Genomic DNA, 14,335 nt, shown 5'->3' with positions numbered 1-14,335 from the left:
ATTCTCCTTCCCGGTCTTTATGACCACATACTATGACGAACGGTAACCTGCCTGTTCATTATCATAGTTGAACAGATCCTCGTTCCACCGCAACTATTTTGACTTTTTTATCATTCCTCCTTTTTTTTATTTTATGCATTACGACATCAAATATATATTTTGCAATATAAAAATGCATGACCGCTTCATATTTTTTTGTTAACTTTTCAGACAACATAATGCTTTGTTTATAAAAAGTATTTTTGCTTTACTTTGATTCCACCACAGTGTATGTACAAATGGCTTGACGAACATTACCCCCACTTTACCTGTGCTCTAGCAGAGTAAACAATGTATAAATTTAGGAGGAAGTATGAGTAAAATATCATTTGATGTAACAGGGAAGATAGCGATAGTTACCGGTGCCAGCCGTGGTATAGGGCAGGCTATTGCCCAAAGCCTGGCTGCTCATGGTGCTATTGTATACTGCACAAGCAGAAAGATTGAAGATTTACAAAAAGTGCAGCACAAAATTGAATCAAATGGTGGCAAAGCTCATGCAGTAGCCTGCCACATTGGTAAATTAGAAGACATACAGAATTTATTCAAAGTAGTTGAAGAGCAGTATGGCAGATTGGATATTCTTGTCAATAATGCCGCAACAAATCCATACTTTGGCGATGTGTTACACGCAACACCTGATGCATGGGATAAAACAATAGATGTAAATCTCAAAGGATATTTCTTTGCAAGCCAGTATGCTGCCAATCTCATGATAAAAAATGGTGGGGGCTCAATAGTAAATGTTGCGTCTATTAACGGCATTCGCCCAGCTCCTTTTCAAGGAATTTATTCAATTACCAAGGCTGGTGTAATTGCCATGACAAAATCATTTGCCAAAGAGCTTGCCCCATTTAACATCCGCGTGAATGCTATTCTACCGGGACTTACCGAAACAAAATTTTCATCAGTAATGACACAAAATCAGGAAATTTTAAATATGATTCTGCCGACAATACCAATGAAGCGTGTTGCTCTCCCTGAAGAAATGGCAGGAGCTGTATTATACCTTGTATCTGATGCTGCAAGTTACACCACAGGCTCTACCATTGTCATTGACGGAGGAGCACTGGCATAATCAATACAATCAAAACTAAAGGTGGTTATGGCAATAGCAGCAATGAATAACGAAACTCCTACAATCCCTTATGACTCAATGAAGGCACAGATCCTTCGCTCCATAGATGAGTTGTCAATGAAAGGCGTATTTGTTGCTGAAGCATACATAGGATTTGAAAAAGGTGCCACACGCATCTGTATACCAATCCCTGAGCTATCGCCTGCACTCATAATGCATTTTTTAAGCATCATTAAAGATCACCTTGAACATATACGAATCCATGCATTTTCAGATGGCTATTATGCAGTGCAGGCTTTAAATAAAAATCTTTTCAAAACAGAAAATATCTTTGATAACCTCAAAATAGAATTTTCAGGACTTACTACTAATTTTAAGATTGAATGCACAAAAAAGGGTAATCTTTCACAGGAAGAAATCAACTGTATCACTGCGTTAATTCATAAAGCGTATGCATCTGCAAAGGAAAATCCGGTTACCCGACTTATAAAACGTGGAGCTTCAGTATACACCGATGCAGGAGGACTTGACTGGGGTTATATTGCAGGGTACGAAGAAGTAAAACGTATCATCCGCGAATCGATAATACTGCCACTTAAAAACCCAAAAGTGTATGATAGCATTGCAGAAATTACTCGCAAAACTTTTGAAATAAACAGGCCAAGGGCAATTCTTTTTGAGGGACCTCCAGGAGTGGGCAAAACCACAATTGCACGAATTATTGCCAAAGAAGTACAAATACCCCTGGTATATGTTCCTGTAGAGTCAATTATGTCAAAATGGTATGGGCAGTCATCGCAAAACCTTGCCGAGATATTTGATTCATGTGAAGACCTTGGTGGGTCAATTCTGTTCATTGATGAAATTGATTCTTTGGCAGGCTCCCGTGACCAAAACATGTACGAAGCAACACGCCGTATATTGTCAGTACTTCTGCGGCGCCTTGATGGCATTGGCGCCATCACTAATACAATTGTGATTGGCGCAACAAACCGTAAGCAAGATTTAGATCATGCACTTATCAGCCGCTTTGATCAGACTATTCACTTCCCACTACCGGGTGAACAAGAACGTGCAAGTATATTTGCAAATTATGCAAAGCATTTATCTCAGGATGAATTATCAAAACTTGCTATTGCTAGTGCCAACTGTTCGGGAAGAACAATAAAAGATCTGTGTGAGCAAACAGAACGGCGGTGGGCTCGAAAGCTCATTATAAAAAATCTCCCTCCTTCGCCCCCACCATTTGAATACTACTATCATACAGTAAAAAGCTTTACCGCAGAGCCCCAGCAATAATTGAACCAATATCATCAAAAACAGGATATTTTTCAAATCTATCCTGTATATAGGCATCATTCCTTATTCCTCTCTCAATTATATCAAGAATGGTTGAAGAAGCATGAATATGGTCTTCAATTCGCTTTTGTGCATAGTCAGGGAAGCTTTGCGTTGATATCATAAATTGCCAATCTGAAGCCATTGCAAGCATTAGCTCTCGTGCACACTGCTGAACTGCAGCAGTGTTTTCATGAACAACACGGCCAAACCTATACAGCAATTTTTCAAGTTCCATTACATACCAGCGTACTTTTGCATTGTACCAGGTGGAAAAATCATTGCCTTTCCCCCACGATGATTCCACAGGTTCAATAATTTCCATATCAGCCTTCAACAATTCTTGCGGGGTGACACAAGCAATATCATCACGTGAAGCTATAGCTTCAATAAGCAATTCTAAAAACAGCGGTCCTTCAAACCACCAGTGACCAAACAATTCAGCATCAAATGGCACCATAAACACAGGAGCACGCTTGATAATACGTGTAACATCACTGGCACGCGTAAGTATTGTATTAATAAAATCATCAACATGTATCTGTACTATCTGCTTTGCCTTCTCTGGATCATAGTATTCTTTTTGCTGGGTGCCGGTAATAGCATAAATTTTTAAGCCCAGCTGTCTGTGTTCAAATTGTGGCGATAGCTCCTGTAATTCATACATTGCATCGTGATGAAACTCCCTGTACACGGGATGGCCAGGATATCCAGAGTGTGATGACCAGATTTTCATTGACAATACAGCATCACGAGGGAACACCACCAGCCCCAAGGGTGTTTTTGCTGGAAAAAAATTTGCAGTTGATGGAAGGTTTTTTGCAAGCAGTACACTCCTGTCATTTACAAAGGTATAGGCAATAGAATGTGTACACAGACATGAATCTATTCCCGTAAAGTAACCAAGCTCTGGAATCCAGAATCCTTGCGGCATTGTGTCAAAATTGCGTTCAAATAGATGTATTCCCGCCTGAATTTGTAAACCCAGCAAAAAAGAATAGTTTCTGAAAAGAGGGAAAAAAGGATGAGTGCCTGCTGTTGTCAGCAATTCAATAGAGTTGGTCTTGAACAATTCACCAAAGGCATTGACACAATCTCCATTGATTTTTTCAAAGTATGAAAGTGAATTTATAATAAAATCATGATAAAAATTCAAAGCAGCATGCGCCCTATCGTTCTTCTTTTTAAGAAGTGCTACAGCATCAAGCATTACAGCAGCCCAGTTTTTAAAACGAGTATGATAGTACTTTTGCTGTAACATCGTAAGCAATGTTGGGCTTAGTGAAAGCGATATGGAAGGGGCAATATCTTTCTTTACAAGTTTTTTACACATTTGAATAAGTGGAATATAGCACTCAGCAATGTTCTGATACAACCATACCTCTTCAAGTGGCAAGAGTGTTGAAGTATTCCTAACATAAGGAAGATGCGCATGCAGCAAAATGCATAGCTTGGGCACGGTGGTTGTGTTGCCACTTATCATGAAGATACGCGCTTTTCGCCAGCTTTATCAATAGCATTTATTGCATGAATTTCTTTAGTAAAGGTAGGGATAGTATCTTTCATGTTTTCAGGCGACAGCGGTAGTGTAATGGCATCCGATTCAAAAATAGTTTCTTCACCACTTCCCTCGATAGCTGTCACTAGCATAACTTTAATAGCAGACCCATGTAAATGGTCACCAATTGATACAATCCAGTGATTATTTTTTCCAAATACATCAATCTGTTGATCAAGGATCCATTGAGTGCCATGCAATTTCATTATGCGTATAAATAAAACAGGATCACCGTATACATCCGCCACAGCATTGGAAACAATCTTTTCCCACATTTCATTATCAATTGACCAGTGCACATGCATTAGCCAAAACGAGGGTAAGTGCACTGTAAAATATCCTGACATATATACCCCCTCACCACCGTGCATGATGTTCTTCGGCCCAACCTATTATATTTTGTACATCAATTTTTTTCCCATTACTATCAACAACAAAACCACTGTATATTCCAAATAACTGGTGTACCTCACTTTTTATGAGTAAAAGATTAGATGCAGCCACCCGTTCAAAAAAAGGTGTAAATGTAAGCCCTAACCTCCCGTCATTAGAACCAAAATACCATGGTTTCATAAAATTAGTATTGTCATAATTGAATTCAACTTTATCTAACTTATGGATGTGTCCATTTATAAAGAAACAATTCTCTGTTGCATACGATAAATCACCAAAGCCTTTTCCCAGATTCAGTCCAAATGGAGTCCCATCGGGTAAAAACCATGACGCGCTTGCCCAGTTCCAGAAGCTTTTGTATTCCCACACCCCTCTTCCCCAATCTAGTGTGGCCAGTGCCTGATTATAGTTAAAGCCAAATTCGTTTCCACCCAGCATAAACGCACCGCTTGCGGGCATACAGTTAATTTTTTGATTATAGTAAAACCTCTTCTTCCCTATAGGTGTCATCATCACAATTGAATCGCGGGGTGTCTGCTTCATAATCCAGTGAGCATTAAATCCTTTGCCTTTCCCAAACTGTGGCCATCGTACATATATTTCTCGATCAATACCCTTTTTTCTAAAGGTAAAAGTTATAGTACCTTTTTTAAAGTAACTATCGTCATCACTTGTGCGCCCCAATGTAAATCCTTTGCCCAAAGGAGTAATCAGGGTATCCTCAATAAATTCTTTTGTCTTAAAATCAATGTAGTATACAAAAACAAGGCCTGCATACCCAATATGTGAGATAGTAGCCGAAACAAAATAATCTTTCGTAGTTATACCGTAGTAATCCCATTCCTTAATGCGCAATTTATTCAAAAATGGAATAGTATATACTGAAACATTTTCAGGATTATATCTTCGTACAAGTGAAGTTGAGTACCCTTTTTCTATAAGTTGCCCCTTACTATCGAGCAAATCGCCATTTTGTGATATACATTTTTGCATAATAAAACCTCTATTTTTCAAATTAATAATTAACAAAAAAACATAAGTCAAGCAATTAATTACACCATGTGCCTTTTAGTACTAGAATAACCTTGCATCTCACTAAGCCATATAAACGCTTCTTTTAGTACCTAAGCAGTATCATTACCAATGGGAAAAATGATGTGTATAGGTGTTGGTTTATTTATAAATAAAAGTTATATTACCACATAATCAAGATTTATTCTCTTAGTATGATGGTGCACCTGAAATAATTATTTATGGATTATTTTGGTATTTCATCATAGAGAAAATATATTCATTATAATGCATTAATTAGTCCGTATGTACGGTATTCGCAACATGTGTCCGTATATCCATACACATTTTATCACGAGGTGGCTATATCAGGTCAATAATCTTGACATCTTATATTTGTTTGTTTAGTTATGGCAATTGAGTGTATGTATTTTAAAATGAAAGTGATACTTTTATATCTCTAAAACTTGTATTTTTTGCTGAATTTATAAAAATTTTTTAATTTAGGTGAAAAAATATAAAATTTTTGCTTGACGATGGCATATGATTTGCTTATATATAATAGTGAGCTGGGAAAATCCTGGTACACAACAATTTCCTTCCAAAGTATTCCGCTATGCTTTTGTAGAGCTAGAGGTAATCGCCCGATTACCTCTCTTTTTTTTATTCTATTATTATCTCATCAGGGATTTTATAGACCGAAATATTATCTGCACACCATAATCTAATATCCTCAGATGATAATCGTTTAGCTTTTTTGGGCTTTATGCGTGCAACCAGCCATTCGTGGGTACTATCGCCTAAAAAATGAACATGTCCTGATATCCGGACACTTGCAATATCCGGGTGATACAATAGCAATCGTTCCACCTCTTTGGGATAGACGTTGTACCCATTTTTTAATACCATATCCTTTTTTCTTCCAGATATAAATAAATACCCCTCATTGTCATAGTATCCAAGATCACCTGTATACAGCCAGCCATCTTTAATGTATTCACCTGTTTTTGCTGGATTGTTATAATATTTTTCAATTACATTCATTCCTTTTACGATGATCTCACCAGCAATGGTAGTTGGTACATCCTTTCCGTTTTCATCCACAATCCTAACCTCATTATATGGCATTGGTTTTCCTATTGAACATTTTTTATTTTTAATATCTGGCATATTCCAGCTTACTATCGGTGAAGCTTCGGTGAGCCCATATCCCTGCCGTATATCAACACCTCTTTGCAAATACCATTCTTGAAGGTCACCGGAAAGATAATCTCCACCACTTACCCACAACTGTATGTGACTGAAATCAAAATCTCTCTCAAATATGGCTTTCATGATGGAATACATTGCCGGGACTCCCACAAAACATTTAATTTCCCTGTTTGTCAGTATCCGGGCAATTTTTTTTGGTGAAAATTTATCCACAAGTTCTATTGGTAAATTTTTAATCAATGGCACAAACAGCGATGAGGTAAGTCCAAACGCATGAAATAATGGGAGCACAGCTACAAACACTGCTGCATATTCAGGTATCATCTGAGCAACTGATTTTGCACTCTGGAAAATGCCATAATGTGTCAATACTGCACCCAGAGCGTATCCGTCCATTGCAGAAGTAAAGATAATTGCTGCATCACTACTATTTTCTTGATCATAATTGCTGTATAATGATTCCCCAGCAATTATTGATTGCATTGATGTGAAGGCACTATTAGTATCTAATGTAATGAATTTCTGATGATCCTGTATAACACCAAGATCCAAAAGCCTTTCAGCCATTTTTGAGTCCGTGATAACACATGCAGGCAACGTCACGCTACAGTAATACTGTAACTCATACTGGCGTGCCAATGGATTAACCAAAACTGGGATTCCATTACACTGCAATATGGCAAAGTAGCAATATATAAAATATGGTGTATTTCCCGATTGTAATATAACAGTAGAGCCACTATGTACTCCAGCTACTCGTAATGCATGTGCGGTTTTGTGCACATTTTGCAAGGCTTCTTTAAACCGTATGGATATACCATTATAATACATCATTATCCTGTCTGGGAATTTCAGTGCTTTTTCCAGGAATAGTTCATACAGGTTATAGGTAAACTGTTGCCCACACATAATTTTTCCTTTTTTTGCGATAGTTCATATTAATACTCTTTTGTTTTCAAACGCAAGCAATTGTTTAACATGCAGCAATGATTTTCTTGACTTGTATATAATAGATAGTATAATGAAAAAACGTTTAAATTGTATTTTTTTTTTGTTTTTTACATTGATAATGGTTTAACCCCGTTGCCCACGTTGCCGGGGTTAGGCTTTATTAAAGATTAATATAAGAGCTAGTATGATTGTTCTAACGTTTATTATAATCCTGCAAATTTCCTTAGCCATCCATGTTTTTTATATTATACGCTATATTTCAAAAAAACAGGATAAAGACTTTAAGGGCTTCCTTTTCACTTCAATGATCAATATCTTTTTGGGTATATTTCTATCTGTTTTCATATTACTATTTCCTCAAGAACTAAAAGCAATAAATTTAGAACGCATACTATTTATAGAATCCGGGGTAATCTTTTTTGGCATGCTATACGTTAAAACAAAAATAGCAGTTAACATCTATAAACGAACAAAAGATCCTCAATATTTCCATTATTCTTATTTTGGCAAAAAAGTACTGCATCCCAATGTGGTAAAAATGCCTGAATTATTTACTTATTTTCTTACTCTGCCACTTACTCTTGTTTGTGGAGCATATTTTATTGTAAAATTAGGATGCAGCAAATAATGTATCATCGTTTTGCATTTTCAATAATAGACAGTACTAAAGCAGCAACATTTACCAGATCTGGTATTGTGATGTATTCTTTAGTTGTATGTACCTGCCTCATTCCAGATGAAAGATTTACTGCTGGGATTGAATGTGTATTAAATATATTGGTATCACTGCCACCTCCTGAAACTGCCAGCAAAGGTTTTATACCAATACTTTTTAAAGCTTTTGATGCAATTGCAACAATAGTATCCTCTTCTCTAATGGTATATCCTTCATAATCCATAGTACTGTCAATATTAACTTTTGCTTTGTGGTTTTTGGCAATATTTTTGGCAATGTTCTCTATTTCTTTTTTAACCGCAAACACCTTTGATTTTTGTCGTGAACGGGTTTCAAGGGTACATTCAGCTTCTTCAGCAACTATATTTGTTGCACGGCCACCCTTAATTATCCCTACATTTGCTGTTGTTTCCTTATCAATCCTACCATGAGGAATAGCATGTATTATCTCAGAAAGTACTCTGATTGCACTCACTCCCTTTTCTGGCTCCATGCCAGCATGTGCAGCTTTACCTTTAACAGCAATTTTCATGCTTATATGATATGGTGCTGCTACAATGATTTTCCCCACTGGCCCGTCACTATCAAACACAAATGCATATCGGGCTTTAACCTGTGAAAGGTCAAATCCTTTTATTCCAAAAAGTCCTACTTCCTCGGCACATGAAAATAAAAACTCAATATGGCCATGAGGCATGCTATTTTCCTTCAATATTTCTATAGCTTCCAAGAAAGCCGCTATTGCTGATTTATCATCAGCCCCCAATATAGTTCTTCCATCAGACACAATCCTGTTATCTTTCACTACCGGCTGTATATTTTCACATGGTGTTACGGTATCCATATGAGCTGAAAAAAGAACAGGTACGTAGCTACTTTCTCCGGGAATATGTATCAATACATTGAAAGAATTTTTACATGGGTACAATGCACAGGAAACCCCTAACTTCTGTGCTTTTTGTTGTATAAATTCAATAACACCCTTCTCTTCCCATGAAGGTGAAGATATCTTTGCCAAATCAATAAATGTAGAAATAAGTCTTTCCCTGTTAATTAACTGTTTCATTTTCATATTCCTCATGTATACTTTTCAGTTATCTTCTTTATTTTGGCACTGTAGTTATTAATTATTGTATCTCGTGCTTCATCAGATACTCCCTCACAGTATATATGAACTGATGGTAACAAAGTATCAGGTAAAATTAATATCCACCCATTATTATGCACAACCCTTACACCATCAATAAGCTCAACATGGCCATCAGCCCATGAAGCTATCTCCCTCATTACTAAAGCTTTGGCATCAACAGGGCATGGCATAACAATATGATACATATTTGAGTGCGGTAACAAACGGCGTATTTCGGATAATTTCTTTCCTTCTAGTGCAACAAGCTCAAGTAATAACAAAAATGTAATCATTGGGTCATACTCAAATATAATATGAGGATACACAGATTCTGAATTTTTAGAAAAAATAGCAATCTCATCATCAAATAACAGAGTATGAGATACTCTTCTGAGAGCAATATGATTCTCTTTTGCAATTGTTTCTAACCGTGATGATGTTATCACCGGAATACATAATTCTTTAATTTTTCTGTGTTTTGCAAATAATAGTCCTAACAATGTTGTAATGTCATCTAGCTGCAAAATAGTGCCTTCCTCATCAACAACAGTTATCTGTTCCCCATGTGGTCCTATGATTACTCCAATTTCATTATTTAACTTTGCAAAATTTTTTATCCCATTGATTGCATCTCTACTTTCATTCCGTATCTCTTCAGTACTATTAAATTCACGGATTTGCCCCCTCATTACTGTTGCTGTACACGAAAACGCAGCCAACAGAGCCGGAAAAACATGTGTAGTGGCACCATAAAAACAGTCAACTATAACATTAAACTGCTTTTTAGCTATTATCTCCTTATTTACAAAATTTGAAACATACATGATATATGACTCTACATTATGGGTGGGATAATACAACCTCCCTACTTCAAATGCACTACTTCGTGGATAATCGCCCCTGAAAAATATATTTTCAATTTTTCTTCTTTCTGCATTATTAAGTTCAAACCCTTTCTTATTAAAAATCCTGATAAGATTAAACTGCAAATCAGTATGTGGTGAAATCTGCACATAGATGCCAAGGTCAGCATTTTCATATACAACAGAATATTTATTTATTGGTATACTTGCTATTTCCAGATCATACACTTCTACTCCCATGGATAATAACCCTGCAGTTAGGGCACGTTTAATAAGCCTGGAGGCACGGGTGGTATCTCTGCTTACAATAACTTTTTTATTTTTCCCAAGATATGCCCCAATTGCTGAACCTAACTTTGCAGCAAATTCAGGTGTAATTTTGATATTAAACGAGCCATATATTCCTTCATTTGAAAAGAGTATTTTTTTTTCTGTTTTTCCCCATATGAGGTCCGAATTCAGTTGAGTACCCTGATCTATTATTTTTTCGGGCCAAATTCGTATTCCTGGAGCTATCTTGGCATTGTTTCCCACCTGGCAATCATCACTGATAACTGCTCCTTCATAAATTGATACTGTATCTTCAATAACATTTCGTTTGCCAATAATTGCACCACGCACCTCGGTCTTTGTGCCAATTATTGTGTTGTGTAATACCACACTCCTGCGTACTGAGGCATTTTCATGAATTACAGTATTATCGCCAATAACACTATATTCTGAAACTTCAGCACCTTTTTTTATTTTTACAAAATTTCCTAACACAACAGGTCCCACTACTGTTGAATCAGGATGGATTTCAACATCCTTGCCTGCCCATATATTTTCGCCTATTTTTTTCCCGGGAAAATTAATCCTCACAAGGCCATTGAGAATATCCATATGTACTTTTCTGTATGCCTCCAGATTGCCAATATCGCACCAGTAGCCTGGAGCAATATACCCATAAAGGGGAATATCATTTTTTTGCAACAAAGGGAATAGGTCGTAAGAAAAATCAAATTTTTCATCCTGGGGTACAAATTGCTCCATGATTTCAGGTTCAATAATATAAAGCCCAGTATTGACCGTATCACTGAAAACCTCCCCCCATGATGGTTTCTCCAAAAACCGCTCTATTGTGCCATCTTCGCGGGTAATGACAATACCATATTCTATAGGGTCAGGAACTCGTGTCAGGGCGATAGTAACTAGTGAATTGTTTTTTTTATGAAAAGCAATAATATCCTGTATATTAAAATCATAGATGCCATCACCACTTAAAACGATAAACGTATCGTCATAATCTTTTAACGCATGTTTCACTCCTCCAGCTGTACCTAATGGCATTTCTTCAATGCTGTAGTCAATTGAAACATCCCAGAATGTACCATCACCAAAATAATTAACAACATTTTCGGGAAGATAAAACAAACTCATTGTAATATCGGTAATGCCGTACTGCTTGAGTAAATGCACTGTATATTCAATTACCGGCCTGTTGAGTACTGGTATCATAGGTTTTGGCCTGTTACATGTCAATGGCCGCAACCGTGTACCTTCCCCTCCTGCCATGATAATAGCTTTCATATACAATCCTACGTTTTGAATATAAAATTCATAAACAATAATACTATCCCATGCGTAAATTTTCAGGTCAAGTGAAATATGGCTTATATGATTCCATTGCAGCGTGATTTATAGTTATCAAAAATTGTGTTGTATGCAAAGTAAAATAATTGAAAAATAATTACACTGTTAGATAGTTGGATTAATTTTTTAAAGGTTTCTTGTCTTTCCCTTTTATGAAAAGGGGTAAAGAACTGCCATAAGTCATTATATTTATTTATAATTATATCTTAGCAATTATAGGAGTTAGTTATGAGCAACCCAATCAAAGAATCAACACTGGAACGCTGGATTCAAAACCAGATGAAGGTATGGGAACAAGAAAAAAAGGTGATTGAAAAAGAAGACAAACCCCGACCTTTCATAACCATTTCCCGCCAATATGGATGTTTTGCAAGTAATATTGCCGAAGCTATCGCTAAAAGCCTCAACGAATTGCAAAACACCGACAAATGGATCACTTACGATAAAAATTTAATTAATAAAATTGAAGAACAATACAACATTTCTGAAAAAATAGTGGAAACAATTGACACAAAACTCCGTGAGGAAATGAGTGAACTATGGCGAACAATGCTTGCTGACCTGCCACCGCAGGCAGCTGTGTTTCAGAAACTGGCAAATACCATACGAACACTTGCAATACATGGCAATGCCATACTAGTGGGAAGAGGTTCTGTAATTATCACAAAGGGATTGCGCTATGGTCTGCACCTTCGCTTTGTTGCCCCACTGCAATACCGCATTCAAAAAGTTATGGAAATCCAAAAGATAAAGGACCGACTAACAGCAGAAAAACTTATAGAAGAAAAGGATAAACAGCGTCATGAGTTCATGACTCAGTACATTAAATTTGATGCCTATGATCCGGCATCATACGATCTTACATTTAACATTGCTCAGTTTACACCAGAACAGATAGCATCTATTGTGATAGAAGCTTTAAGAGCACGTAAACTTATTTAAATATACACTGTTGTATGTATAAAGGAAAAATTAAAAAAGGCGGCTTTATGCCGCCTTTTGTTATTTTCTTTTTCCAGTCAATTCATATACTTCGCGCAAGATGGGATTACCGTCTTTGTCAAATACAAGTATCGTAACAAAATTAAAGAATACAAAATCCTTGCGGTATGGCGAAATATGATAGGATCGTACTACCAGGTTGTCTCTTACTGAAAGCGAATACAGTTTGTTTGTCAAAGGGTTAATCCCTGATTTTGTATTCTTGGGATACGCCTGATATATCTTTTTACCTTTACTATCAGTATATTCATAATTTGATATATCATCAGGATACGGAACAAAGTTTCGTATCCTTTCTTTTTCAGGTATTGGCATCTCAAAACTAGACTTTGCTTTTTCTTCCTTTTCATACGTTGCAATGACATTGACATACAAATCCATAGGATTATCAGTTAGATTTTCAAATATCACTTCAACTTCAAGCACATCCCCTTTCCCACCTACATCCACCCTTTTGTTAAAATACACATCTTTTATTTTTACTTGATTGCTATATAGCGACTGTATTGGGATATCCAATTTTTGAGTAGTTTGAGCCAATAATGCAGATGCACACAATACCATACATAGTGCAAAATATTTTTTCTTCATATAGACCGCCCACAATAACAGTTTTTCGTATAATGTATCGGTAAAGTACCCAATAAAATTTAGAAGAATACCGCTTTTACCTGTTGATGCATTCCAAAAGCTGTTGATGAATCAATCCATTAGTGGCACATATCTCAGGGTATTCTGGATCAAAAGTATCACCATTGTATTTAGTGACCTTTCCGCCGGCTTCCTCCACTATAAGTGCGCCTGCTGCCATATCCCAGGGATACAGCATGGGTTCCCAGTACCCATCAAACCTGCCGCATGCCACATACGAAAGGTCAATTGCTGCTGAGCCCATACGTCGGATTCCCTGTACATGTGGTAATACATTATTAAACTGTTTAAGATTATTAACTTGCGGATCATCTTTTTTATACGGGAACCCTGTTGCAATAACTGAAATGCCAATATCCCCAATCTGTGAAACAAATATACGCTTTGTATTGAGATAGGCGCCACCACCTTTCCATGCATAAAAACATTCATCCCGTAAGGGTTCATAGACAACGCCAACCACTGTTGTTTTTAACTGCCGTGAATATAATGCGATGGTGACACAAAAAAGTGGTATCTTGTGCGCAAAATTATTGGTAGCATCTAATGGGTCAACAAACCAAACATAGTTACCATTTGTCTTTTTTAGGCTACCCTCTTCGGCAACTATCGCATGGTCGGGAAACTTTTTGTTAATACTTTCAACTATAAATTGTTCTGATTCATAGTCTATATTGGTTACCAGATTTGTTTTGCTTTTATAATCTATTTTCACATCATTGCGGTAATACCCTTCAAGAATAATAGCTCCTGCCTGTTTGCATACCTCAATAGCATCTTCAGTAATTGCTGCATAATCCAT

The 14,335-nt window shown here is 36.7% G+C and carries 12 protein-coding genes; 4 read left to right on the top strand and 8 right to left on the bottom strand.

Annotated elements, in window-relative coordinates:
- Window positions 1–352 precede the first annotated feature (352 nt).
- Both N3F66_07485 and N3F66_07480 read left to right on the top strand, forming a co-directional pair.
- On the top strand, window positions 353–1,117 hold the full coding sequence (locus N3F66_07485; protein MCX8123994.1) for an SDR family oxidoreductase: 765 nt from the start codon (window positions 353–355) through the stop codon (window positions 1,115–1,117).
- A 27-nt stretch (window positions 1,118–1,144) separates the two neighbouring features.
- On the top strand, window positions 1,145–2,416 hold the full coding sequence (locus tag N3F66_07480; GenBank protein MCX8123993.1) for an ATP-binding protein: 1,272 nt from the start codon (window positions 1,145–1,147) through the stop codon (window positions 2,414–2,416).
- Here the strand turns inward: N3F66_07480 and N3F66_07475 are convergent.
- From N3F66_07475 to N3F66_07460, 4 genes are all read right to left on the bottom strand, one after another.
- On the bottom strand, window positions 2,394–3,914 hold the full coding sequence (locus N3F66_07475; protein MCX8123992.1) for a DUF1957 domain-containing protein: 1,521 nt from the start codon (window positions 3,912–3,914) through the stop codon (window positions 2,394–2,396). The two genes, N3F66_07480 and N3F66_07475, sit on opposite strands and share 23 nt — an antisense overlap.
- Before the next feature lie 20 nt (window positions 3,915–3,934).
- Entirely contained in the window at window positions 3,935–4,360 is a 426-nt protein-coding gene (locus tag N3F66_07470) for a hypothetical protein (protein ID MCX8123991.1), read from the bottom strand.
- A 10-nt stretch (window positions 4,361–4,370) separates the two neighbouring features.
- Window positions 4,371–5,399: a DUF2804 domain-containing protein gene (locus tag N3F66_07465; GenBank protein MCX8123990.1), complete on the bottom strand. Its 1,029-nt coding sequence runs from the start codon at window positions 5,397–5,399 to the stop codon at window positions 4,371–4,373.
- Between the two features lie 681 nt (window positions 5,400–6,080).
- Window positions 6,081–7,538 carry an AMP-binding protein gene (locus N3F66_07460; GenBank protein MCX8123989.1) on the bottom strand — a complete coding sequence of 486 codons (1,458 nt, stop codon included), beginning with the start codon at window positions 7,536–7,538 and terminating at the stop codon, window positions 6,081–6,083.
- A 226-nt stretch (window positions 7,539–7,764) separates the two neighbouring features.
- Here N3F66_07460 and N3F66_07455 point away from each other — a divergent pair, with 226 nt between their 5' ends.
- A complete protein-coding gene (locus tag N3F66_07455; GenBank protein MCX8123988.1) occupies window positions 7,765–8,208 on the top strand; it encodes a hypothetical protein in 444 nt (147 codons plus the stop codon).
- Window positions 8,209–8,212: 4 nt separating this feature from the next.
- On the opposite strand, the gene N3F66_07450 is transcribed toward N3F66_07455, so the two are convergent.
- Together N3F66_07450 and N3F66_07445 are read right to left on the bottom strand one after the other, a co-directional pair.
- Window positions 8,213–9,322, bottom strand: a complete 1,110-nt coding sequence (locus N3F66_07450) for a M20/M25/M40 family metallo-hydrolase (protein MCX8123987.1) — start codon at window positions 9,320–9,322, stop codon at window positions 8,213–8,215.
- Between the two features lie 11 nt (window positions 9,323–9,333).
- Entirely contained in the window at window positions 9,334–11,817 is a 2,484-nt protein-coding gene (locus N3F66_07445) for a sugar phosphate nucleotidyltransferase (protein ID MCX8123986.1), read from the bottom strand.
- 291 nt (window positions 11,818–12,108) lie between these two features.
- Between N3F66_07445 and N3F66_07440 the strand changes: the two genes are divergently transcribed.
- Window positions 12,109–12,822: a cytidylate kinase-like family protein gene (locus N3F66_07440; protein MCX8123985.1), complete on the top strand. Its 714-nt coding sequence runs from the start codon at window positions 12,109–12,111 to the stop codon at window positions 12,820–12,822.
- 60 nt (window positions 12,823–12,882) lie between these two features.
- Here the strand turns inward: N3F66_07440 and N3F66_07435 are convergent, their stop codons facing one another.
- Entirely contained in the window at window positions 12,883–13,473 is a 591-nt protein-coding gene (locus N3F66_07435; GenBank protein ID MCX8123984.1) for a hypothetical protein, read from the bottom strand.
- Window positions 13,474–13,549: 76 nt separating this feature from the next.
- A complete protein-coding gene (locus tag N3F66_07430; protein ID MCX8123983.1) occupies window positions 13,550–14,335 on the bottom strand; it encodes an inositol monophosphatase in 786 nt (261 codons plus the stop codon).

Source organism: Spirochaetota bacterium (genome assembly GCA_026414805.1).
Lineage (GTDB): Bacteria > Spirochaetota > UBA4802 > UBA4802 > UB4802 > UBA4802.
The sequence above is the reverse complement of the archived record's forward strand: the minus strand, read 5'-3'. Positions and strand labels throughout refer to the sequence as shown.

Bases quoted from the DNA above. Each gene is read 5' to 3' on its own strand.
- N3F66_07455 (MCX8123988.1), top strand. From the start codon at position 7,765: ATGATTGTTCTAACGTTTATTATAATCCTGCAAATTTCCTTAGCCATC.
- N3F66_07435 (MCX8123984.1), bottom strand. From the start codon at position 13,473: ATGAAGAAAAAATATTTTGCACTATGTATGGTATTGTGTGCATCTGCA.
- N3F66_07465 (MCX8123990.1), bottom strand. From the start codon at position 5,399: ATGCAAAAATGTATATCACAAAATGGCGATTTGCTCGATAGTAAGGGG.
- N3F66_07470 (MCX8123991.1), bottom strand. From the start codon at position 4,360: ATGTCAGGATATTTTACAGTGCACTTACCCTCGTTTTGGCTAATGCAT.
- N3F66_07450 (MCX8123987.1), bottom strand. From the start codon at position 9,322: ATGAAACAGTTAATTAACAGGGAAAGACTTATTTCTACATTTATTGAT.
- N3F66_07430 (MCX8123983.1), bottom strand. From the start codon at position 14,335: ATGGATTATGCAGCAATTACTGAAGATGCTATTGAGGTATGCAAACAG.
- N3F66_07460 (MCX8123989.1), bottom strand. From the start codon at position 7,538: ATGTGTGGGCAACAGTTTACCTATAACCTGTATGAACTATTCCTGGAA.
- N3F66_07480 (MCX8123993.1), top strand. From the start codon at position 1,145: ATGGCAATAGCAGCAATGAATAACGAAACTCCTACAATCCCTTATGAC.
- N3F66_07485 (MCX8123994.1), top strand. From the start codon at position 353: ATGAGTAAAATATCATTTGATGTAACAGGGAAGATAGCGATAGTTACC.
- N3F66_07440 (MCX8123985.1), top strand. From the start codon at position 12,109: ATGAGCAACCCAATCAAAGAATCAACACTGGAACGCTGGATTCAAAAC.
- N3F66_07445 (MCX8123986.1), bottom strand. From the start codon at position 11,817: ATGAAAGCTATTATCATGGCAGGAGGGGAAGGTACACGGTTGCGGCCA.